Below are 21,511 nucleotides of genomic sequence, written 5' to 3' on the forward strand. Positions count from 1 at the left end.
CGCCCATGGGCCCCGATCGCGGCGAGGGCTGGTCGGGCATGTCGATCTCGCATGTCGTCTCGCGCTCGGTGCGTGACAGTGCCGCCATGCTCGACGCGACGCATGGCAACGCCCCCGGCGATCCCTACGATGCGCCCGCCTATAGCGGCTCCTATCTCAGCGAAGTGACGACGGAGCCCGGCCGCCTGCGCATCTCCTTCACCACCCGGCGGCCAAACGGAAGCGCCTGCCACAAGGATGTCGTGGCCGCGATCGAAGCGACCGCGAAGCTCCTCGCCGATCTCGGCCATCATGTCGAGGAGGCGGAGCCCGAGATCGACGTGCAGGAAATGGCCACGCATCAGATCACCATCATCGGCGCCAATGTGGCGTTCGCGCTCAGATCCCGCGCCGCGCAGCTCGGACGCGAGGCCTCGCAGGACGACATCGAAGTCTTCACGCGCCTCATCGCCGAAAACTCGGCAACGCGCAGCAGCGCCGACTATGCGGGCGCGATCCTCTACATGCACCAGATGGGACGCGAATTCGCCGCCTATCACGAGCGCTACGATGTTCACCTGTCGCCGACGCTCGGCCTGCCGCCGCTGAAGCTCGGCGTTCTCAACACCATGTCGAACGATATCGGCGCCTATCTCGCGGCCAGCGCCGACTCCGTGCCCAATATCGGCATCTACAACATGACCGGGCAGCCGGCCATGTCGGTGCCGCTGCACTGGAATGCGGAGGGCCTTCCCATCGGCGTCATGTTCTCGGGCCGCTTCGGCGACGAGGCGACGCTCTTCCGTCTCGCGGGTCAGCTCGAGGCGGCAAGCCCCTGGTGGCACAGGCGGCCTGCTACGGCCTGAAGCCTGTCACCATAATTCGGCGGGCTCCAGCCCGCCCGTTACCTCGCCTATGCGGACCCGCGTGCCCGGCGTCGTTCCTTCGGGCAGGGCGCCGGGCGCGAAAAAATCATATTCCGCGATTTCGAGGCTTGACCGCGCAACGCGCTCATAGGTCCCGTGCTCGACCACAAAGAGCGCGACGTGATCGGACTTGAACTCGCGGAAATTGGCATAGAGCCCGAAGAGCCGGGGCCGGGCACGCAGGATGATTCCCGCTTCCTCGTCCAGCTCGCGGGTGAGCGCGGTCAGCATGGTTTCCGAGCGCTCCACGCCGCCGCCCGGCAGGTACCAGCCATCGACATAGGAATGACGGACGAGAAGCACATGCCCGCGCTCGTCGCGCACGAGCCCGCGCACCCCTGCCGTCAGGGGGCGGCTGAGCCGGAAATAAAGGCGCGTAATGGGCCGAATCACGCGCCAGACGGGAAGAGGAAGATTCGCCATGAACGAAGCCTATCCCATGTTTTCCGCGCCGCATCGCCAAATGGAGGACAGGCCGCCCGCCCGGCCGTTTAGAAGCCATCAACACATGCTGCGTTAACCTCGCGGGAAGAAATTGGGCATGCGCCGTCGGGGGTGAGTTGGGCATGGGCTTTCTTTCGCTGTTCACGGGCGGCAAAAGAAAAAAGAGGCGGAAGAGAAAAGGGCCGCCGCCGGACAGGCCGCGCGCGCCGCGCAGCGCGGTTGCACGCGCCTTGCGCCATGTGGCCGCCGCGTCCGGTTCGCCGCTCGCCGCCGAAATCGGCCAGCGCATCGCGACCGCCTTTTCCACCATAGAGACGGCCGTGCTCGCGATCGACGCCGTCTGCGACAAGCTCGGCGAGGCGCGGGATCTCGTCTCCGCCGCGCAGGCGACAAGCGATGCCGGGCGCCGCGCGCTCTTTGCCGGGCGCTATGACGATGTGCGCGCCGAGATCGACGCGCTTGTCGGCTCCGCCTCGCACAATCGCGTCAACCTCATCAATGGACGGCTGATTGGCGGCCGCTCGCCCGCCTTCGACATCGCGCTCGACGAACGCGGCCGCGCGAGCATCGCGGTCCAGATCGCCAATCTGACGACGGGCCCCGGCGGTCTCGCGCTCTCGCCCCCGCGCTCGGCCTTTGCCGAGGATGCCGAGCTTGCAACCATCGCCGCCGAGATCGTCGCGGCGCAGGCCCTCGCGGCAAGCGTGAGCGCCCGCTTCGCCGATCACGCCGCTCTTCTCTCGGAGCGTCTCCAGCGCCTTCAGTCCGCCGCGGGCTCCCGCGTCATCGAGGCGGCGCTTCCGACGGGCGCGGACGCCATGCCGCCCGCCGAGGAGGAACTGGGCCCCGTCGATCTCAGCATCGCCGAGGTCGAGGAAAGGCTTCACAAACTCGCCGACAGGCTCGCCGAGCGGGCCGCACAAGCCGAAACGCAGCCCGCAGGCTGACCCCCCTCATAATTCGCGCGGCGGTGCCAACGGCGTTCGCGCCATGGCCACCTCCTTATGCTAGCTTTCGCAAAGCATCAGGGAGGATGAGACGATGACGGGCAATCCAGCAGCCGCGAGCGCCAATGCCGAACAGATCGAAGCCTGGAACGGCGTCGTCGGCGCGAAATGGGTCGCCAATCAGGATCGCCTCGACCGCGTCCTCGCTCCCTTCGGCAGGGCTATCCTCGAGGTCGCGGCGCCGAAACCCGGCGAACATGCGCTCGACATCGGCTGCGGCTGTGGTGCGACGACGCTCGAACTGGCGCGGCAGGTCGGGCGCGAGGGGCGCGTAATGGGCATCGACATATCCGCGCCGATGGTGGCGCGGGCCCGCGACCGCGCGGCCATGCTCGGCCTCTCCCCCCTCTTCGAGGTCGCCGACGCCTCCTCCTATCCTTTCGAACCCGGCAGCTTCGATCTTCTCATGTCGCGCTTCGGCGTCATGTTCTTCGACAATCCGCCATCGGCCTTCGCCAATCTGCGCCGCGGCATGAAACCCGGCGCCCGGCTCGCCTTCATCTGCTGGCGGGCGCTCGGCGAGAATGACTGGGTCAAGGTACCGCTCGCCGCCGCCCTCGCCCATGTGCAGCCGCCCGCGCCGACGCCGCCCGGAACGCCAGGCCCCTTCGCCTTCGCGGATCGCAGCCATGTTCTCTCGATCCTCGAACGCGCTGGCTTCAGCTCCATCGCCATCGAGCCTTTCGATGCGCCCATGGCCATCGGCACGCCCGAGGGCGGCATCGAGGAAGCGCTGACCCAGTCGATCGAGATCGGACCGATAGCCCGCCTCATCGCGGATGCGCCCGAAGATGTCCGCGCCCGCGCGCGCGACGCCGTGCGCGAGGCGCTGCTCAAGCATCGCACGGAGAGCGGCATCGCGCTTGGCGGCGCCGCCTGGATCGTGACCGCTCGCGCCTGATCGCCGCCATCGGCCTAGATGATCCGTCCACGCTACGGTTTTTTTAAGACCTGTTGACTATGCTTTCCCTCAGGCGCGTGGGGCGCCTTGCGACCCAGAATGCCTTTCGCCACATGGCGAGATGGCGCATGCCGGGCGCGCATATCGTTGCATGAGTGCCGGAGCTAGTAGCCGGGCTGGCCAATTTCCGCCAGTCCTGAATTGCCTCCGGTTCGGGGGTTAGCATGGCTCGATCCATATTCGAGACTTTGACGGTGCTCGTCGTCGACGACAGCATCCATATGCGCCGGCTCATTTCGCGGCTTCTCGAAGTGATCGGCGTACGGCACATTCTTCTCGCGGCCGACGGCGAGGAAGCCTGGTCGAAATTCCTGACGCACAAGCCCGACATCGTCATCACCGATGCGGCGATGAAGCCGATGGACGGCTTCGTGCTGACGCACAAGCTGCGCACTCTCGACGAGAGCGAGCTTTGCGCGGTGCCGATCATCATGGTCTCGGCCCACAGCCAGCTTTCCGCTGTCGAGCGGGCGCGCGATCTCGGCGTCACCGACTTCCTCTGCAAGCCGATCTCGCCGCGCCTTCTCTATGAACGCCTCCTCGGCGTGCTGAACCGGCCGCGCGATTTCATTCCGCCGTCCGCATTGGCAAGCCCCGACCGCCGCCTCGGCGACGAGCCCTTCGAAGGGCCCGATCGGCGCAGCGCCGTCGCCTATATATGAGGAGCAGCCATATGGACGACGCCACCGCTCCCGATATCAGCGCGCGCTTCCTGCGCCTGCCCTCGATCGCCGAACGAAAGCTCGGCGCGGACTATGCCGCTCCGATCCGTCTCGACCCCCGCATCCTCGAACAGATGCAGCAGACGATCCGGGACCTCGGCACCCAATATGCCGGCACGATCAAGGCTCAGGTCGGCTCGCTCTTCGCCTTTATCGAGCCTGCCTGCATGGCGGGATCGGCCGAGGCGCGCGGCCAGCTTTACAGCCTCGCCCATGAAGTGCGCGGCATTGCGGGCACATTCGGCTTTGCCATCGTCGGACGCTTCGCGGACTCGCTCTGCCGCTATATGGAAACGCGCAAATCGCTCGACCCGACGATCATGCGCTTCCATGTCGAGGCGATGTACGACGCCTTGCAGAACGCGGATTGCGATCCGGCACTTGCCGACGAAACGCTCCGCTCGCTGGAAAAGCTCACCGAAGCCTCCAAGACCGACGAAAGATCCTACGGATGAACGGCGGCCCGCAGGCGCAGGACGAGCTTCTGCGCTCGCTGAGAGTTCTCATCGTCGACGACAGCGCGGAGATGCGCCGGCTGCTGGTCGCGCTGTTCGCAACCATGGGCATTGGCGACGTGGCCTGCGCGGCAAGCGGCGAGGAGGGGCTCGGGCTTTTCGCCTCGGGCGACTTCGACCTCATCATCACCGATGGCACGATGCAGCCCATGGACGGCTATGAGATGACGCGGGCCATCCGCGCCATGAGCGGGAGGAAAGGCGCGGACGCCGACCTGCCCGTGCTCATGATCTCCGGCCACAGGGACAAGGAACTCGTGACCCGCGCGCGCGACAATGGCGTGACCGACTACATCGTGAAGCCGGTCACCGCCGAACTGCTCTATGAGCGCGTGCTGGCCGCCATCCTGAAGCCCATCCACCTCGTCGAGATGGAGGGCTATCGCGGCCCTTCTCCGACGCGCCGCCTCGTCGCGCACAAGGCGGACATGCCTAGCGGGCAACCTCGTCGAGGAAACGGGCGAGAAGCGGATTGACCCGCTCCGGCGCCTGCCAGAACGGCATGTGGCCGAGCCCGTCGAGAATATGCACCTTGCCGTCCCAGAGGTTCCGGTAGGCAAGCGACGTCAGAAACGCATTGTTGACGAAGGGCTCCGCCCCGCCCGAAACGACGGCGAGCGGCTGGGGCGCGGTGGCGGCGATTTCGCGCCCGTCGAGATCCCGGCCCTCGATGATCGACCTGAGCATCAGCGGACGGAAGCGGCCATCGGCGCGCATTGCGGCCTCCAGCATCCAGGGCTCGAGCGGCACGCCCGCCCCCACGCCCGCCTGCGCCTGCGAGCGCGCCTCCTCCTCGGTGAAGCTCTCCTTGAAGGTGAGGCCCATATTCTCGGACGGTAGAAAGGCCGACTGCATATCCGCCGTCCCCGCGGGCGGCGTGCCGGTGATCCAGGCCGCGACCGTGCCCGGCCAGCGCGCCAGCAATTCGAGCGCGATATGACCGCCGAGCGACCAGCCGACGATGACGGCGCGGCCAATACCCCGCGCCTCGAGGAAAGCCATCGCCGCATCGGCGAAACCGTGGATCGAATAGGTCCTTTCCGGGTCCGGCGCGTCGGAGCTTTCGCCATGGCCCGGCAGGTCGAAGGCGATCAGGCGGTAGCGCCGGCCGATCTCGCTCTCGAACTGGCGGCCGAAATAGGTCTTGCAGGCCGAATTGCCGTGAATGAAGAGCACCGCCGGCCCCTCGCCCCCGGATTCGACCCAGGCGAGCCGGCCATGAGCCGTGTCCGCAAATCCCGATTTCCGCATGTATTTTTATCTCTCCCACTTGCCGTCAGAGCTTAGCCATCCGCCGCGCCGCGATCCCGCAATTTCGGCGCCCCGCCCGGCCGGAACAAAAAAATGACATGAGCGTCATTATTTTTTGCATCCATTAACCCTCCACGTTATATTGATACTCAATGAGGGTTGGACGCCGCGCCCGCCTCGTTCGGTCGAGTTCCGCCCCAGTGAAGACGAAGACGTCAAACCAAGGAAGCCATTCGGGCCTGGAGGAGGAACATGACCAACACTGAGACGAACCTGACCGTCGATCCGGCATACGAAGCCGTCGCCCCCGACGATTTTCCCTCGATGATGGATGTCGACCGCTATGGCAAGCGCTCGACGGCGTTCGACAAGATCATCTCGGCGACGCACGATCATTTCTGGGATCCGATGGACAAGAAGTACATCGACTTCTCCCAGCCCTTCGACATGGAAAACGAGTATCTGATCGACCCCGCGCAGAATACCGACCTCAAGACCGCGGTGGCCGACAAGCTCGACGAGAAGCAGAAGATCAAGCTCGTCAATCTCGACGTTCAGTGGTCGCTTTCCTCGATCCTTCATGGCGAAGCCGGCGCGCTCGCGCTCTCGGCCTCGCTTTGCCACATTCTCCGCGATCCGGGCGCGCAGGAATATGCCGCCAACCAGACCCGTGAAGAAGCGCGCCACGTCGCGGGCTTCTCGAACTACATCAAGGCCCGCTGGGGCAAGCCCGTGCAGGTGGGCCCCGCGCTCGGCAACATCCTCACCGAGCTCGTGCTCTCGCCGCTCGTCTGGAAGAAGATCGTCGGCATGCAGATGCTCGTCGAAGGCCTCGCCATGGGCGCTTTCGCGACCTTCTACAAGATCAGCCGCGACCCGCTGATGGTGAAGCTCATGCAGCTCACCATGACGGACGAGGCGTTCCACCACAAGTTCGGCAAGATCTGGGCTGACAAGACCATCCCGAACCTCAATCCGGCCGAACGCGACCAGATCGAGGACTGGGCCTGGCACGTCTTCGAGGTCCTGCTCTACAACCTCGGCAGCCCCGAGCAGAAGAAGCACATCTACACCGCCGTCGGTCTCGACTGGGAGTGGGTGCAGGGCGCGTTCATGGAAGCGCTGACGGACGTCAACATCCGGCAGGAGATGCAGGAGACGACGAACATCTTCCGCGTGCTGATCAAGACGCTGCTCAAGGCGGGCATCATCACGAACCGCACCGCCGGCAACTACGCCGCCTTCATCGACATGAAGGAACTTCACCTCGAAGGCGACCGCATGGTCGGCGACGACATCGCCGAGGAAGGCATCAAGTACCTTCTGCAGATCAACGGTCAGGGCAACCGCGACTACTCGCTCGACAAGATGTCGGCGGCCGAATAAGCGCGCGAACAGGCAATACGAAAAGGCGGCTCCAGCGAGCCGCCTTTTTTGTTGCGCATTCCGAACGGGTTTGTCCGGCCTGAAAGAAGGACCGTCAGCGACCCTTCACCGCCGCATCAACCCATCGACAATCAGATCCAGCCCGGCCGCATATCTTTCCCGCGCCGCCTGCGGATCGTCGGCATTGCCGATCCCCAGCCCCGCCTGCTGCAAGGCGCCCGCCAGCAATTCCGCAACCGGCTCCAGCTCGCCCTGCCCTAACGTCCCCTCATCGACGAGATGCTGAAGCGCGTGATGCAGGAACAGCGTCGAGAGCGGCGCTTGCAGAGCCTTCCAGCCCGCAAGCCCCAACACCGCCGGTCCCTCGATCAGAAAAAGCCGCCGCACTTCCGGGTCTGCGTAAATCCCGAGCAACACCTGACAGCCAACCTTCAGGTCTTCCCTGTCGCTGCTGATCCGCGACATGGTTTCATCGAAGAGCCGTTGGCCGATCTCCGGCAGCATCCGCTCGAGCATCGACCGGAAAAGATCCTGCTTGTCCGCAAACTGGTGATAGAGCGCCCCGCGCGTGACGCCCGCCTCGCGCACGATGTCTTCAGTGCCCGTCCCGGCATAGCCATGCTCGGCAAAGAGCTTTCGAGCCGCCGCGAGCAGCCTTTCCCTGTTCTTTGACGGTCTCTTGGCCGGTGCGTTGCGCGTTTCGGACAAAATTATACAGCTTGTATGAAAACGGAATGTCGATTATACAACCTGTATATCATACAGGCTGTATGAAAGTGGGGCCAGATGACGCTCGAAGCCACCCTGCCTTCCATATCGCCCCGCGCCATTCCCGGGAGGCTCTACGCAACAGTAATCGCCGCCGATGTCGCCATCCTTGCCACCTCATTCGCATGCTGGGGCACAGGCGCCGATGGATTGCTCCATGCCGCCCGCTACACGGCCCGGCTTTCCTTCCTGATCTTCCTTGCACCGTTCCTGGCATCGAGCCTCGTCTACTGGTTCCCCTCTCCGATGACGCGCTGGATGCGCGCGCGACGCCGCCATCTCGGCCTCTCCTTCGCGCTTGCCCATTTCGTCCATCTCACAGCGCTGACAGGTTTTTCGGTTGTCAGCGGTGAAATGCCCGGCATGGTCACACTTTTCGGCGGCGGCGGCGCCTATGTGCTGATCGCGCTGATGGCGCTGACCTCCAACGACTGGTCGGTGCGCAAGCTGGGCACGAAAGCCTGGGGCTGGCTTCACTGGATCGGCCTCTACGACATCTGGCTTATCTTCACCTTCAGCTATTTCGGCCGGGTGACGAAGGACGCGCCGCAGGAGCCGCGCGTCATCTACGTCGTCCTCTTCGCCCTCGCCGTGGCGGCCCTGCTTCTCCGCATCGCGACGCGAATTGCGAGGCAGCGCGGCAAGCCCCGAACATGCTAGTCTTCGCCTTCATACGTGGTTCCGGCTATCCAGCAGGAGCGCATGAAACTTTCAGGCGAGAAGCATCTGCTGATGTGGATCGCGGCCGCGAGTCTCGTGCTCGCGCTGACGCCCGTTCACTTCGCCCGCGCCAATGTCTTCGGCAAGGATTACCGCCGCCTTCTGACCGACGCCGACAATCTTTCCGCCGTTGGCCTCATCGCCTGCGAAGGCAGCACGCGCCGTCCGACCGCCACCCTCGTCGCGCCGCACGGCTCGCACCACCGCGACATCATCATCACTGTCGCCCATGCCTTCCTGACCAGCGACGACAAACGACTGTCCCATTGCCAATTCTGGCCCGGAGGCCATCAAACCGACGCAATACCCGTCGCCATCACACTGCTTGGCACGGCGCGCCCCGATACCGACTGGAACGAGGACTGGGCCGTCGCTCTGCTTGAGCACAAGGCCCCGCTGAAATATCAGCCTCTCGAACCCCTCATCATGTACCCTGAGGACGCCGACGCGCGCCGAGCGAGCGGCACAAAGTTCATGCTTGCCGGACACAACGGCGAAATCGGCCCGCTGATGGTCTCCGACCATTGCGGCCCGAGGCACAAGATGAATGCCGACATCAACCGCTTCGACTCGCGCGCCTTCAACCATGATTGCGGCATGGCGCCCGGCTGGTCCGGCGGCCCGCTCATGGTCATATTGAATGGCCGCCCCTTCGTCATCGCCGTCAATGCGACAGAGTTGAACGCATTGGTCACGCAAATCGGCGATGCCTATAACGGCGTCTATAACGCCAATACCGCCGTCCGCATCGATGGCCCTTTCTTCGACGCCATCACCAGACTTGCGCGTAGCGGCGCGCTCGACATGGCGCTGACGGGAAAAACCCTGTGCCAGGTGTGGAGGCCCGATTCCGCAGGATCGAAACACTGCTGACAAAATTGAAAGCCAAAAAAACAGCTATCCGGCGCTCCCGCACCTCCGATGCGTGACGTGCCGTCATTTCCCTGTATCATCCACCCAAACAAAATCAGGCCACAGCGGCCGAGCAATCAAGAAACCTATGGGGAGACAGTCCATGCCTTGGAATTTCGGCGACATTCTCGACGCCATTGCGCCGGTCCTGCCTCAGGACGCGCCGGCCTTCGCGCATCTCGACCGCACCATCACTTGGGGCGAGTCGACGCGCCGCACGAACAATCTCGCCCGCGCCCTCATCGAACGCGGCGCGAAGCCGGGCGACAAGGTTGCCTTCTACATGCGCAACCGGCCGGAATACATGGAACTCCTCAATGCCTGCTTCAAGGCGCGGCTGACACAGGTGAATGTCAACTATCGCTACAAGGCCGAGGAAGTCTTCTACATCTTCGACAATTCGGACGCGCAGACGGTCGTCTATGGCTCCGAGTTCCGCGACATCATCGAGGAGCTTCGCCCGCGGCTGAAGAAGGTGGGCACCTTCATCGAGGTGAGCGATTCGAACGACATCGCTCCCTTCGCGGAGCGTTATGAAACGCTCGCCGAAACGGGCTCCGGCGAAAGGCTCGACATCAAGCGCTCGCCCGACGATCTCCTGTTCATCTATACCGGCGGCACGACCGGCATGCCCAAAGGCGTGATGTGGCGGCATGACGACCTGCGCGAAATCCAGCTCGCCGCAGGCCGCAAGCTCGGCCCCGTACCCGAAACGATGGACGCGCTGATCGAGGCGATCAAGGCCACCGGCCCCGCGGGCCCGCATCTTCCTGCCTGCCCCCTCATGCACGGCACCGGGCTTCTCAGCTCGCTCAGTGTGGTAATGAGCGGCGGCTGCATCGTCACTCTCGAGAGCCCCTCGCTCGACCCGGAAGAACTCTGGGCGGCCGTGGAGCGCCGCAAGGTACAGACGATCGCGATCGTCGGCGACGCCTTCGCCAAGCCGATGCTTCGCGCGCTGGAGGAAGCGCCTGGCAAATACAACCTGTCGAGCATCGTGACCATCATCTCGTCGGGCGTCATGTGGTCGACGGAAGTGAAGCGCGGCCTGCTGAAGCACATTCCGCAGGGCATCATGACGGACAGCTTCGGCGCCTCTGAAGGCGTCGGCTTCGGCGCCTCGATGATGACGGCGGCGGGCGAAATCCAGACGGCGAAATTCCAGATCGGCGACCGCTGCAAGGTCTTCGACGAGAACGACCAGCCGGTCGAGCCCGGCAGCGGCAAGCCCGGCATCATCGCCATGGCGGCGCCCATCCCCGTCGGCTACTACAAGGACGAGGAAAAGACGGCCAAGACATTCCGCACGATCAATGGCGAACGCTACTCGATCCCCGGCGACTGGTGCACGGTCGAGACGGACGGCACGCTGACGCTTCTCGGCCGCGGCTCGGTCTGCATCAACACGGCGGGCGAGAAGGTCTATCCCGAGGAAGTCGAGGAAGCGCTGAAGACGCATCCCTCCGTTGACGATGCGCTCGTCATCGGCCTTCCCGACGAGAAATGGGGACAGGCCGTCACCGGCGTCGTCAAGATCGCCAGCGGGCAGAGCTTCGACGAGGCGGAACTGCGCGCCCATGTGCGTGAACAGCTCGCGGGCTACAAGACGCCGAAGCGCATCATCATCGGCGCCGTCCCCTTCCGCGCGCCGAACGGCAAGGCGGATTACAAGGGCGTGACGGAGTTCGCCAAGCAGGAACTCGGCATGGCCTGATCCTCCCCTATCGGGACTTATGAACGACGAGACGTCATGGCCGGCCCGTCCGGCCATGACGCGAATGCAGGGGAGCAAGCCCATGAACCAGGACGAATTCGCCGCGCTTCTCACGCGTTTCTCCGCCGCCGCCAGCGCGGGCGACGGCAAGGCATTCGCCGAATGTTTCACCGAGGATGCGGTCTATCACGACTACATCTATGGCGATCACAAGGGCCGCGCGGAGATCGCGCATATGCTGACGGAACTCTTCCATCGCGATGCGCGCGATTATGACTGGCGGATGATCGATCCCGTCTGCAACGGCAATCTCGGTTATGCCTGGTCGCTGTCGAAATTCACCTCGACGCTCCCGGCCTATGAAGGCAACGAGATCGTCATCGACGGCATGAGCCGCTTCGAACTCAGGGACGGGCTCATCAGCGACTATCGCGAAAGCGTCAATGGCGGCGTCGCCATGGCGCAGCTCGGCGTCGAGGAGCCGCGCCTTGTCGGCGTCCTGCGCAAATGGGCGCGTCAGCTTCGCGCCCGCCCCGAGGTGCAGCGCTACCTCAAATCCTGAGGCCTCTCCTGCCAATATTCGCGGCAGGCTTCATTTGGCAGCCGCTACGCGGCCATTGGCAATTGCCTCGGCCGGGACTGCTGATATTCTGTAACAATCAAGATATTACAAGCGACGAACGAGGAAACAGCAATGGAACCGCTCGAGACGTTCCGACAGGAAACGCGCGAATGGCTGGAGGCGAACTGTCCGCCCTCCATGCGCACGCCGATGCCCGAGGATGAAACGCCCTGGGGCGGACGCAATGCGAGATGGAAAAATCCGGACTCCAAGGTCTGGCTCGACCGCATGGCGAGCCGCGGCTGGACCGCGCCCACCTGGCCGAAGGAATATGGCGGCGGCGGCCTCACCAAGGAAGAGAACCTCGTTCTCCAGCAGGAAATGCGGCGCATCAAGGCGCGCCAGCCTCTTTCGAGCTTCGGCATCTGGATGCTCGGGCCAGCGCTTCTCGAATTCGCCAATGAGGAACAGAAGCGCGAGCACCTGCCGCCCATCGTGCGCGGCGAGATCCGTTGGTGCCAGGGCTATTCGGAACCGGGTGCGGGCTCCGACCTCGCCGGCCTTCAGACGAAGTGCGAGGACAAGGGCGACCACTATCTCGTCAACGGCCAGAAGATCTGGACCTCCTACGCCGACAAGGCCGACTGGATCTTCTGCCTCGTGCGCACGGACACGACGAAGAAGCATGAAGGCATCAGCTTCATCCTCTTCGACATGGCGACGCCGGGCGTCGAGGCGCGTCCCATCAGCATGATTTCCGGCGCCTCGCCCTTCTGCGAAACCTTCTTCACCGATGTGAAGGTGCCGAAGAAGAATCTCGTCGGCGAGCTGAACAAGGGCTGGACGATCGCCAAGCGCCTGCTTCAGCACGAGCGCGACATGATTTCCGGCATGGGGCTCGGCTCCGGCGTCGGAAGCTCGGCAAGCCTCGAATCGCTGGCCAAGGATTATTTCGGCGAAGCGAGTGGCCGCGTCGCATCTGCCGCGCTGCGCGAGCGCATCGCCCAGCAGAAGATGGATGGCAAGGCTTTCGCGCTCACGCTGCAGCGCACCGCCGAGGAAGCGAAGGCGGGCACGGGCACGGGCGCTGCCTCCTCGATCTTCAAATATTACGGCACCGAGCTCAACAAGCGCCGCTATGAACTCATGCTCGAGATTCTCGGCACGCAGGCGCTCGGCTGGGAAGGCGAAGGCTTCAGCAACGAGGAAATCGGCATCACCCGATCCTGGCTGCGCTCCAAGGGCAACTCCATCGAGGGCGGCACATCCGAAGTGCAGCTCAACGTGGTGGCCAAGCGCGTGCTCGGCCTGCCGGACTGAACCGGGCAAGCCGCGCTCCCGCGAAGGTGAGCGCGGCTCCCTCCTCCCGCTTTCAACCAGAAAATCAAAGAGTCGAATTCGATGGCACTGGCACTCACCGAGGAGCAACAGCTTCTACGCGATACGGCGACGCAGTTCTTTCAGGAGCGCGTTCCCATCGCCAATCTGCGCAAGCTCAGGGATACGAACGACCCCGCCGGCTTCGACCGCGACGTCTGGAAGGAGATGTCCAATCTCGGCTTCGCAGGCATTCTGATTTCCGAGAAATATGGCGGTTCCGATTTCGGCCCCGTCGGCCTCGGCCTCGTGCTCGAACAGGCGGGCCGCACGCTCGCCGCAAGCCCGCTCATCTCGACGGTTCTGCTTTGCGGTTCGGCCGTGCAGCTTGCCGGCAGCGCAACGCAGCGTCAGGAAATTCTCTCCGCCATCGCGGCTGGCGAACTCATCATGGCGCTCGCGCTCGAGGAAGGGCCGCACCACAACCCGGCGCATATCGCGACGCGCGCCGTCGGCGAGGGCTCGTCCTTCCGCATCAGCGGCAGGAAGACCTTCGTGCTCGACGGGCATGTCGCCGACCGGCTCATCGTCGCGGCGCGCACCTCCGGCAACGTCAATGACAAGTCCGGCGTGACGCTCTTTCTCGTCGATCCCAAGGCGCAGGGCGTGAAGGTCACGCGCACGCATATGGTCGACAGCCGCAACGCCGCCAATGTCGAGCTCGACAATGTGATCGTGCGCGCCGACAGCGTGCTCGGCTCGGTCGATGGCGGCAACGACGTGCTCGAGCAGGTACTCGACATCGCGCGCATCGGCCTTTCCGCGGAGATGCTCGGCCTCGTTCAGGCGGTCTTCGACCAGACGCTCGACTATCTGAAGGAGCGCAAGCAGTTCGGCGTCACCATCGGCTCCTTCCAGGCGCTGAAGCATCGCGCCGCTGTGATGTTCTCCGAGATCGAGCTTTGCCGCTCCGTCGTGCTCGACGGCCTGTCCGCGCTCGAGGCGCGGCGCAACGACGTGCCCCAGGCCGCGAGCCTCGCCAAGGCGCGGCTTTCGGATACGGCCCGCCTCGTCACCAATGAAGGGCTGCAGATGCATGGCGGCATGGGCATGACCGACCAGTTCGACATCGGCCTTTACATGAAGCGGGCCCGCGTGGCGGCCGCGACCTTCGGCGACGCGAATTTCCACCGCGATCGCTACGCGACGCTCGAAGGCTTCTGATCCGGGCGAAAACCCGCCGCAATTTGTCTGAATTGTGGCGGGAACGGCCCCCCGGCCACCGGAATATGGGTAACGGTTTGTAATTTAATGCGCGCTTTCTTGACACCGCCAGCGGGGCGGTATGAGCTTGCGCCAACGCACTTCTCTCATGAGAGACCTTTATCGATTCGGGAGTGACGACATGTACAGGATGACCCTTGCCGCCCTGGCGGCCGCCGCCGGTATGTTGATCGCCGCCGCGCCGTCATTCGCCTACACGACCTATGAGATCCAGGGCTCGAATGGCGCCAATTTCGCGAGCCCCGACGACCAGCAGCAGTCGCAGAACGGCTTCAGCTTCTCCACGCGGACGACGACGGGTTCGGCCAATCCCTACGATCCCTTCGCGACATCGAATTTCGGCGCAACCCAGCAGCAGCAGGAGAATCTCTCCCGCGACATGAACTGGCAGGGCACCGGCTATTATCTGCGCCCCAACAATTGATGGGCGCGCGGCGTTCTACGAAAGCGCGGTGCGCAGGCACCGCGCTTTTTCTTTGAGCGGCAGCGCCTGAGCCCGGCGCGGCGCTTCATCCCTTCCCGCCGGAGCCCTCCGATACTCGACAAGGCCGAACGCTCGTCCCATACTGCGGCCCGCACCCGCCCGGCGGGCGCCCACCCCTCGATCAAGGACGACAGAGACACCGGCATGGCTGACGAGAAGAACACCGACGATCTGCCCGAGCGCATCACCGTGCTCGCCAAGGATTTCACGCCCGCGGCCATGGAGTTTCATCGCCGGAACATGAGCGAGAAGGGCTACCGCATGGAAGGACAGATCGTGCGCCGGAAGTTCCAGATGATCGAAGGGCTCGGCGCACCGCGAGATCTTTTCGACGGCGAACTTCTCTACGCCGTTACCTTCGTCCGCAAGCATATCGAGAGATGATCCAGGCGGGGTAGTTCACCCGCGCAAGCCCTGGGATTCTCCCGTATTTTCAGGCGTTTGGCACACAAGCGCCTGACACGGGAGCGGACCCGCCAGCCTAAACGGTTGACTTGGGACAGGTAATCCTGTCTCCTTCGTCCGCAATCGACATTTTGGCCTGCCTTGGCTGATTTGCCCTTCGGGCCACTCAAGACACTTCCAAAAATCAGGTTGTCATCACAGCCGCGCGATGGAAGCGCGGTTATTTCCGCACGCAAGTGCGCAAGGAGACCTATATGGCTACTGGTACCGTGAAGTGGTTCAACGCTCAGAAGGGCTATGGCTTCATTCAGCCGTCCGATGGCGGCCGCGATGTGTTCGTGCACATCAGCGCCGTCGAGCGCGCCGGACTGAGCACCCTGAACGAGGGTCAGAAGATCAGCTACGAGCTGGTCACCGAGAAGGGCAAGACGTCCGCCGCGAACCTCTCGGTCGCGTAAGATCCTTTCGATCTTGTGACACGGATGGCCGGGCCTAGTGCCCGGCCATTTGCATTTGGGGTGGAGAAGCGCATCCGGGATGCCGCCGCTTCAGCGCCATTTGGCGTTATCGCATTCGCCCGGCCGGGCTAGACTGCCCGCCCAGCGAACGAGGCGAGCGGAATGGCATCTTCATCGGCCGGGCGGGCAATGGCCTTCATCTTCGTGACGGTGCTGATCGAGACGATCGGCTTCGGCATCATTCTGCCCGTGCTGCCGCAACTCATTGTGGAGCTGACGGATAGCGACATTTCCACTGCCTCGCTCTATGGCGGCTGGCTCGCCGTCGTCTATGCCGGGATGCAGTTCTTCTGCGCGCCCATCATGGGCAATCTCAGCGACCGCTTCGGGCGCCGGCCCGTGCTTCTTCTCTCGCTCGCGGCCTTCAGCATCGACTATGCGCTGATGGGCCTCGCCCCGACGCTTGGCTGGCTCTTTCTCGGCCGTCTCGTCGCCGGCATCACCGGCGCCTCCTACACGCCCGCCTATGCCTATGTCGCCGATGTGAGCCCGCCCGAAAGGAAGGCGCAGAATTTCGGCCTGATAGGCGCCGCCTTCGGCCTCGGCTTCATCATCGGCCCGATCATCGGCGGACTGCTTGGCGATTTCGGCGTCCGCATGCCTTTCTTCGCCGCCGCCGGCCTCGCGCTCGTGAACGTCGTCTATGGCTATTTCGTCCTGCCCGAGACGCTGCCGAAATCCACCCGACGCGATTTCTCATGGGCCCGCGCGCACCCGCTCGGCGCGCTCATGGCGCTCCGCCGCTATCCCGTCGTGCTCGGCATGGCGGGCGTGCTCTTCCTCCACTATCTCGCGCATAATTCGCTTCCAGCCGTCTGGAGCTTCTACGGCGCCGAGAAGTTCGACTGGAGCCCGCGCGAGATCGGCTATTCGCTCGGCGCCGTCGGTCTCATGATGGCGATCGTGCAAGGCGGGCTCATCGGAAAGATCGTGCCGCGCCTCGGCGAAAGGCGCGCGGCCTATATCGGCCTCGCATTTTCAGGCATCGCCTTCCTCGGCTATGCCTTCGCGCCCTATGCCTGGGTCGTCTATTTCTTCATGGTGCCGAGCGCGCTTTCCGGCATCGCCTATCCCTCGCTTCAGGGCATCATGACGGGGCAAGTGCCCGCCAACGCGCAGGGCGAGTTGCAGGGTGGGCTCGCCAGCATCTCGAGCATTACCGCCATCGTCAGCCCCTTCGTGATGACGCAGCTTTTCGGCTACTTCACATCGCCCGCGGCGCCCGTCCACTTTCCGGGCGCGGCCTATTTCGTGGCGGGGATTCTCGAATTCGCCGCCGTCGCCATGCTCCTCCGCGTGATCCGCCTGAGGCCCCTGCCCGCGCGGAGCTGAGGCGGGCGCGGCGCTCCCCCGCTCTTTTCTTGACAGGCGGCGGCGCGGCCGCTTGCATCGTTACGGCGTCCCGCCCGTCAAGCGCCCCGGCCAGGGGCAAGAGGAACCGATGAGCCTTCAGCTTTACGCCATGAACCTCCTGTTGCGTTACCAGATCAAACGCCGCTTCAGGAAGGTGCCGGACGTGATGACGCTCCGTCCCGTCATGGAGGCGCAGGAGCCGTTAAGCGCGAAGCTCCCGGCCGAGATCGTGCAGCAGCCGATCGAGCTTGGCGGCGTGACGGTGGAAAAACTGACCGCCAGGGCCGTCGCTTCGGAAGGCGCGGTCTTCTACATCCATGGCGGCGGCTGGGTCGCGGGCTCGCCGCGCACGCACCGTCCGCTCACATGGCGCCTCGCCGCGAAGCTCGGCATGCCGGTCTATGCGGTCGATTACCGCCTCGCGCCCGAGCATCCCTACCCCGCCGGTCTCGACGATTGCCTTGCCGCCTATCGCGCGCTGATCGAAAAGGTGCCGCCCTCCTCCATCGTCATCGGCGGCGATTCGGCAGGCGGCAATCTCACTCTGGCGCTGGCGCTCCGTCTCAAGGCTGAAAACATTCCGCTGCCCGCGGCGCTTTTCTGCCTCTCGCCCGCGACCGACCTCACCGCCACCGGCAGCACCATTCACACCAATGCGAAAGCGGACGCGCTCTTCGTCGAGGAGATGATGCACACGCTGGAGCCGCGTTACGCGCCGGGCGCCGATCTGCGCAATCCTTTCCTCTCGCCGCTCTATGGCGATGTGGCGGGCCTTCCGCCGACGCTCTTTCAGGTCGGCGACACGGAAATGCTGCTCGATGACTCCGTACGCATGGCGCACAAGATGCAGGCGGCCGGCGTCGCGGCGAAGCTCGACGTGTGGCCGAAAGTGCCGCATGTCTGGCACCTCATGGCCAATATTCTTCCGGAAGCACGACGCGCCATCGACGATCTCGTGGCGTTCATTCGTGTTCATGTCCATTCCGCAGGCGAGCCCGCGGCCGAGGCGGCCGGAACGCCTGCGAGCGCGGCAAGGAGCGCAACGATGATCAAGGTTCACCATCTCAACAATTCCCGCTCGCAACGCATTCTCTGGCTGCTGGAGGAACTGGGCGTCCCATATGAGATCGTCCCCTATCAGCGCGATGCCGTGACCAACCTGGCGCCGCCCGAACTCAAGGACATTCACCCGCTCGGCAAGTCGCCGGTCATCACCGATGGCGATCTCGTCGTCGCGGAATCGGGAGCGATCATCGAATATCTGGTTCGCAAATACGGTCAGGGCCGGCTCATGCCCGCCGAAAGCTCGCCGGATTTCGTCAGATATCTGCAATGGATGCACTTCGCCGAAGGCTCGGCCATGCTGCCGCTTCTGCTCGCGCTCTATGTCGGACGCCTTGGCGATGCCGGCGCGCCGCTTCATCCGCGCATCTTCGGCGAGATCGCGAACCACCTCTCCTACATGAACGGCGCGATTGAAAAGGGCGGCTATCTGCTCGGCCGCGAATTCAGCGCCGCCGACATTCAGAACTCCTTCGTTCTCGAAGCGGCGAAGCTGCGCGGCTTCCTCAAGGATTATCCGAACCTTCTCGATCTCCTCGCGCGGCTGCAGGCGCGGCCCGCCTATCGGCGCGCGCTCGAACGCGGCGGGCCCTACGCCTTCGCCTCCTGATGGACGGAAGCTATATCGAACAGGTGATCGGCTTCATCCGTCTCCATTCGGAATGGACGGGGCCGATCATCTTCCTCGTCGCCTTTGGCGAGTCCTTCGCCTTTCTGAGCCTTCTTGTGCCGGGCACGGCGATCATGATCGCGGCGGGCGCGCTGGTGCCGGAGGGCATCATCCCCGTCGCTCCGCTGATCCTTGGCGGCGTTGCGGGCGCGAGCCTCGGCGACGGCATCTCCTACTGGCTCGGGCGGCGCTTCGGCCACATCGTTCCCGGCGTCTGGCCTTTCTCCAAACGCCCCGAATTGCTGCGATCGGGCCATGAATTCTTCGCCCGCCATGGCGGCAAGAGCATCTTCATCGGCCGCTTCTTCGGCCCCGTCCGCGCCGTCGTCCCGCTCGTCGCGGGCATGATGGGCATGCCGGCGCATCGCTTCTGGATCGCCAATATCGCCTCGGCGCTGATCTGGGCCCCCATGCTCACGCTTCCCGGCATATTCGCCGTCTCGGCATGGAAGATGATCGACCAGGAGGAAGGCTGGTGGCCGCTCCTCCTTTTCGCTGGCGTCATGGCGGCGCTCGTCGTCCTGTGGCTCGCCTGGACCTATCGCAACGGCAAGCGCTAGACCTATTCTGCCGTGTGGCGCCCATAGAGAAATGTGAGGGACGCGCTGGCCAGCGCATGATCGCGAATGGCGAGCGCGGCCTCTGCCACCGGCATCGCCCGATCGACCGGCAGCGACGTCTCGCCCAGCGCGTGAACCGTCAGCACATAATGATGCATCCCATCGCCGGGCGGGGGGCATGGCCCCTGATAGCCGGGCGTGCCGAAATCGGTTGTGCCCTCCGCGGCGCCATCCGGCATGCCGTGTCCGCTCGCGCCCTCCGCGAGATGCGTGACCGAGGCCGGAATATTGACGACGATCCAGTGCCACCAGCCCTTGCCCGCCCGCGCATCCGGATCGAAAAGCGTCACGGCATAGCTGCGCGTGCCGATGGGCGCGCCCGACCACGAAATCTCCGGCGAGACATTCGCCCCGCCGCAGCCATGCTTGTCATAGACATGCCTCAGCGTGGCGAGTCGCGCGCCATCGGCAACGGACCGGCTGGCGACGGCGAATGCGGCGCGACCCGATGCGCTCGGCACGGGCTGCCTCGTCTCCGAAACCGCATTGGCCGCAAGCGCGAGACTCGCGAGAAGTGCCAAGCCCCCGATCGCGGGGCGCAAAATTCCCTTCATCCCAGCGCCTCCCATGAACCGCCAAGAAGACCGGCATTATATGCGCAAAAAGACCGCCTCCGCGCGTGGAGGAGGCACTCGATCCCGGAAAAGCCCTGAGAATCGTGCTTCATACCCGCTTCGGGGGCATGGGTCACCCCGGATATCCATTACCCCCGGCGTCATAAAACTGTTACTAAACCGTCGTAGTCAGATGGCGCAGTTCCGCAAGGCTGGAAAAGGGAGCACGAAGCCATGATGGAATCTCTCGGAAAGCTGGGCCGCGCGAGCCTTCTCGCACTCTCCACGCTGGCCCTCGCCGCGACCGCCGAAGCAGCCGACATTTCAGGCGCGGGCGCGACCTTCCCCTACCCCGTCTATGCAAAATGGGCCGAAGCCTACAAGCAGCAGGCCGGCATAAGCATGAATTATCAGTCGATCGGCTCCGGCGGCGGCATCAAGCAGATCGGCGCCAGAACGGTCGATTTCGGCGCTTCCGACAAGCCGCTGACCTCCGAGGAACTTGCGAAAGCCGATCTCGTCCAGTTTCCGACCGTCATGGGCGGGGTAGTGCCGGTGGTCAACATTCCCGGCCTTAAACCCGGCGAACTCAAACTGACCGGCCCCGTACTGGCGAAAATCTATCTCGGCGAGATCAAGAAATGGAGCGATCCCGCCATTGCCGCCGACAACAAGGATCTGAAGCTTCCCGATAGTTCCATCGCCGTCGTCCACCGCTCAGACGGCTCCGGCACGACCTACAACTTCACTTACTATCTCAACGCCGTGGAGCCCGCCTGGGGCGCGGTCGGCGTCAGCACCGCGGTCGAATGGCCCGCCGGACTTGGCGGCAAGGGCAATGAAGGCGTGGCGGCCATGGTCGGGCAGACGAAAGGCTCGATCGGCTATGTGGAATATGCCTACGCGCTCCAGAACAACCTCACCTACGCCGAAATGCAGAACAAGGACGGCAAGTTCGTGGCGCCGAGCTATGAAGCCTTCCAGGCGGCCGCGGCAAATGCCAACTGGAAGAACGCGCCGGGGTTCCACCTCATCCTCGCCAATCAGCCGGGCGCCGATAGCTGGCCGATGACGGCGGCGACCTTCATTCTCGTTCACAAGACGCAGGCGAAACCCGAGCGCGCGAAGGAAGTCCTGAAATTCTTCGACTGGGCTTACGAGCATGGCGGCCCGATGGCGAAGGAACTGGATTATGTTCCCCTTCCGGAGAGTGTCGTAAAACTCGTCAGGGAAAGCTGGAAAGAGATCGTGGACGGTTCGGGCAAACCCGTTCTCTAGTTCATCCCATCGCTCTCCTTCCGGGAGCGGCAACACCACCCAGGGCGCGCCGAGGTGTGGCACGCCGCCCTATTTGCGATAGCCGAGAGTTCGATCGAC

24 protein-coding genes and 1 pseudogene are annotated in these 21,511 nt (G+C 64.1%); 21 read left to right on the forward strand and 4 right to left on the reverse strand.

Annotated elements, in window-relative coordinates:
* Nucleotides 1–845 (forward strand): amidase (locus tag WBG82_RS09985; protein ID WP_424424383.1); only part of this gene is annotated, 845 nt, incomplete at its 5' end.
* Between the two features lie 6 nt (nt 846–851).
* Here the strand turns inward: WBG82_RS09985 and WBG82_RS09990 are convergent.
* Entirely contained in the window at nt 852–1,328 is a 477-nt protein-coding gene (locus tag WBG82_RS09990; RefSeq protein ID WP_424424384.1) for an NUDIX domain-containing protein, read from the reverse strand.
* A 251-nt stretch (nt 1,329–1,579) separates the two neighbouring features.
* Between WBG82_RS09990 and WBG82_RS09995 the strand changes: the two genes are divergently transcribed.
* The 5 genes from WBG82_RS09995 (at nt 1,580) to WBG82_RS10015 (ending at nt 5,030) form a co-directional block, all read left to right on the forward strand.
* The gene (locus tag WBG82_RS09995; RefSeq protein ID WP_424424385.1) at nt 1,580–2,296 is read left to right on the forward strand and encodes a hypothetical protein; all 717 of its coding nucleotides are present in this window, start codon (nt 1,580–1,582) and stop codon (nt 2,294–2,296) included.
* Between the two features lie 94 nt (nt 2,297–2,390).
* Nucleotides 2,391–3,257: a class I SAM-dependent methyltransferase gene (locus WBG82_RS10000; RefSeq protein WP_424424386.1), complete on the forward strand. Its 867-nt coding sequence runs from the start codon at nt 2,391–2,393 to the stop codon at nt 3,255–3,257.
* 224 nt (nt 3,258–3,481) lie between these two features.
* Nucleotides 3,482–3,979: a response regulator gene (locus WBG82_RS10005; RefSeq protein ID WP_424424387.1), complete on the forward strand. Its 498-nt coding sequence runs from the start codon at nt 3,482–3,484 to the stop codon at nt 3,977–3,979.
* 11 nt (nt 3,980–3,990) lie between these two features.
* Nucleotides 3,991–4,494 (forward strand): hypothetical protein, encoded by a 504-nt coding sequence (locus tag WBG82_RS10010; protein WP_424424388.1) that lies wholly within the window; start codon nt 3,991–3,993, stop codon nt 4,492–4,494.
* Entirely contained in the window at nt 4,491–5,030 is a 540-nt protein-coding gene (locus tag WBG82_RS10015; protein ID WP_424424389.1) for a response regulator, read from the forward strand. The genes WBG82_RS10010 and WBG82_RS10015 overlap by 4 nt, the downstream gene beginning before the upstream one ends.
* Here the strand turns inward: WBG82_RS10015 and WBG82_RS10020 are convergent.
* The gene (locus tag WBG82_RS10020; protein ID WP_424424390.1) at nt 4,987–5,805 is read right to left on the reverse strand and encodes an alpha/beta fold hydrolase; all 819 of its coding nucleotides are present in this window, start codon (nt 5,803–5,805) and stop codon (nt 4,987–4,989) included. The two genes, WBG82_RS10015 and WBG82_RS10020, sit on opposite strands and share 44 nt — an antisense overlap.
* 252 nt (nt 5,806–6,057) lie before the next feature.
* On the opposite strand from WBG82_RS10020, the gene WBG82_RS10025 reads away from it, so the two are divergent.
* Nucleotides 6,058–7,191, forward strand: a complete 1,134-nt coding sequence (locus tag WBG82_RS10025; protein WP_424424391.1) for a ferritin-like domain-containing protein — start codon at nt 6,058–6,060, stop codon at nt 7,189–7,191.
* Nucleotides 7,192–7,296: 105 nt separating this feature from the next.
* Here WBG82_RS10025 and WBG82_RS10030 read toward each other — a convergent pair whose 3' ends face one another.
* Complete coding sequence (locus tag WBG82_RS10030; RefSeq protein WP_424424392.1) at nt 7,297–7,899, reverse strand: TetR/AcrR family transcriptional regulator; 603 nt, start codon at nt 7,897–7,899, stop codon at nt 7,297–7,299.
* A gap of 78 nt (nt 7,900–7,977) precedes the next feature.
* Here WBG82_RS10030 and WBG82_RS10035 point away from each other — a divergent pair, with 78 nt between their 5' ends.
* The 13 genes and pseudogenes from WBG82_RS10035 to WBG82_RS10095 all read left to right on the forward strand — a co-directional run bounded on the left by WBG82_RS10035 (nt 7,978) and on the right by WBG82_RS10095 (nt 19,520).
* Nucleotides 7,978–8,619: a hypothetical protein gene (locus tag WBG82_RS10035; protein WP_424424393.1), complete on the forward strand. Its 642-nt coding sequence runs from the start codon at nt 7,978–7,980 to the stop codon at nt 8,617–8,619.
* Between the two features lie 42 nt (nt 8,620–8,661).
* Nucleotides 8,662–9,552 carry a trypsin-like serine peptidase gene (locus WBG82_RS10040; protein ID WP_424424394.1) on the forward strand — a complete coding sequence of 297 codons (891 nt, stop codon included), beginning with the start codon at nt 8,662–8,664 and terminating at the stop codon, nt 9,550–9,552.
* Between the two features lie 142 nt (nt 9,553–9,694).
* The gene (locus WBG82_RS10045; protein ID WP_424424395.1) at nt 9,695–11,305 is read left to right on the forward strand and encodes an acyl-CoA synthetase; all 1,611 of its coding nucleotides are present in this window, start codon (nt 9,695–9,697) and stop codon (nt 11,303–11,305) included.
* 82 nt (nt 11,306–11,387) lie between these two features.
* Nucleotides 11,388–11,867, forward strand: coding sequence for a nuclear transport factor 2 family protein (locus WBG82_RS10050; protein WP_424424396.1), 480 nt, complete (start codon nt 11,388–11,390; stop codon nt 11,865–11,867).
* A 132-nt stretch (nt 11,868–11,999) separates the two neighbouring features.
* A complete protein-coding gene (locus tag WBG82_RS10055) occupies nt 12,000–13,187 on the forward strand; it encodes an acyl-CoA dehydrogenase family protein (RefSeq protein ID WP_424424397.1) in 1,188 nt (395 codons plus the stop codon).
* Nucleotides 13,188–13,268: 81 nt separating this feature from the next.
* Nucleotides 13,269–14,408: an acyl-CoA dehydrogenase family protein gene (locus WBG82_RS10060; protein WP_424424398.1), complete on the forward strand. Its 1,140-nt coding sequence runs from the start codon at nt 13,269–13,271 to the stop codon at nt 14,406–14,408.
* 181 nt (nt 14,409–14,589) lie between these two features.
* Nucleotides 14,590–14,892 (forward strand): hypothetical protein, encoded by a 303-nt coding sequence (locus WBG82_RS10065; RefSeq protein WP_424424399.1) that lies wholly within the window; start codon nt 14,590–14,592, stop codon nt 14,890–14,892.
* A gap of 204 nt (nt 14,893–15,096) precedes the next feature.
* Nucleotides 15,097–15,336 (forward strand): AMP nucleosidase, encoded by a 240-nt coding sequence (locus tag WBG82_RS10070; RefSeq protein ID WP_424424400.1) that lies wholly within the window; start codon nt 15,097–15,099, stop codon nt 15,334–15,336.
* A gap of 275 nt (nt 15,337–15,611) precedes the next feature.
* Entirely contained in the window at nt 15,612–15,815 is a 204-nt protein-coding gene (locus tag WBG82_RS10075) for a cold-shock protein (protein WP_324299406.1), read from the forward strand.
* Nucleotides 15,816–15,977: 162 nt separating this feature from the next.
* A complete protein-coding gene (locus tag WBG82_RS10080) occupies nt 15,978–17,207 on the forward strand; it encodes a TCR/Tet family MFS transporter (protein WP_424424401.1) in 1,230 nt (409 codons plus the stop codon).
* A 205-nt stretch (nt 17,208–17,412) separates the two neighbouring features.
* Nucleotides 17,413–18,123 (forward strand): annotated as a pseudogene (locus WBG82_RS10085) (alpha/beta hydrolase); the annotation flags it as partial.
* 150 nt (nt 18,124–18,273) lie between these two features.
* On the forward strand, nt 18,274–18,900 hold the full coding sequence (locus WBG82_RS10090; RefSeq protein WP_424424426.1) for a glutathione S-transferase family protein: 627 nt from the start codon (nt 18,274–18,276) through the stop codon (nt 18,898–18,900).
* Entirely contained in the window at nt 18,900–19,520 is a 621-nt protein-coding gene (locus WBG82_RS10095) for a DedA family protein (protein WP_424424402.1), read from the forward strand. Before WBG82_RS10090 ends, WBG82_RS10095 begins: the two co-directional genes overlap by 1 nt.
* A 2-nt stretch (nt 19,521–19,522) precedes the next feature.
* Here the strand turns inward: WBG82_RS10095 and WBG82_RS10100 are convergent, their stop codons facing one another.
* Complete coding sequence (locus tag WBG82_RS10100) at nt 19,523–20,101, reverse strand: YbhB/YbcL family Raf kinase inhibitor-like protein (protein ID WP_424424403.1); 579 nt, start codon at nt 20,099–20,101, stop codon at nt 19,523–19,525.
* Nucleotides 20,102–20,368: 267 nt separating this feature from the next.
* Between WBG82_RS10100 and pstS the strand changes: the two genes are divergently transcribed.
* Nucleotides 20,369–21,412, forward strand: a complete 1,044-nt coding sequence (gene pstS / locus WBG82_RS10105) for a phosphate ABC transporter substrate-binding protein PstS (RefSeq protein WP_424424404.1) — start codon at nt 20,369–20,371, stop codon at nt 21,410–21,412.
* The last annotated feature ends 99 nt before the right edge of the window (nt 21,413–21,511 follow it).

The organism is Parvibaculum sp., assembly GCF_049671045.1.
Classification (GTDB): Bacteria; Pseudomonadota; Alphaproteobacteria; order Parvibaculales; family Parvibaculaceae; genus Parvibaculum.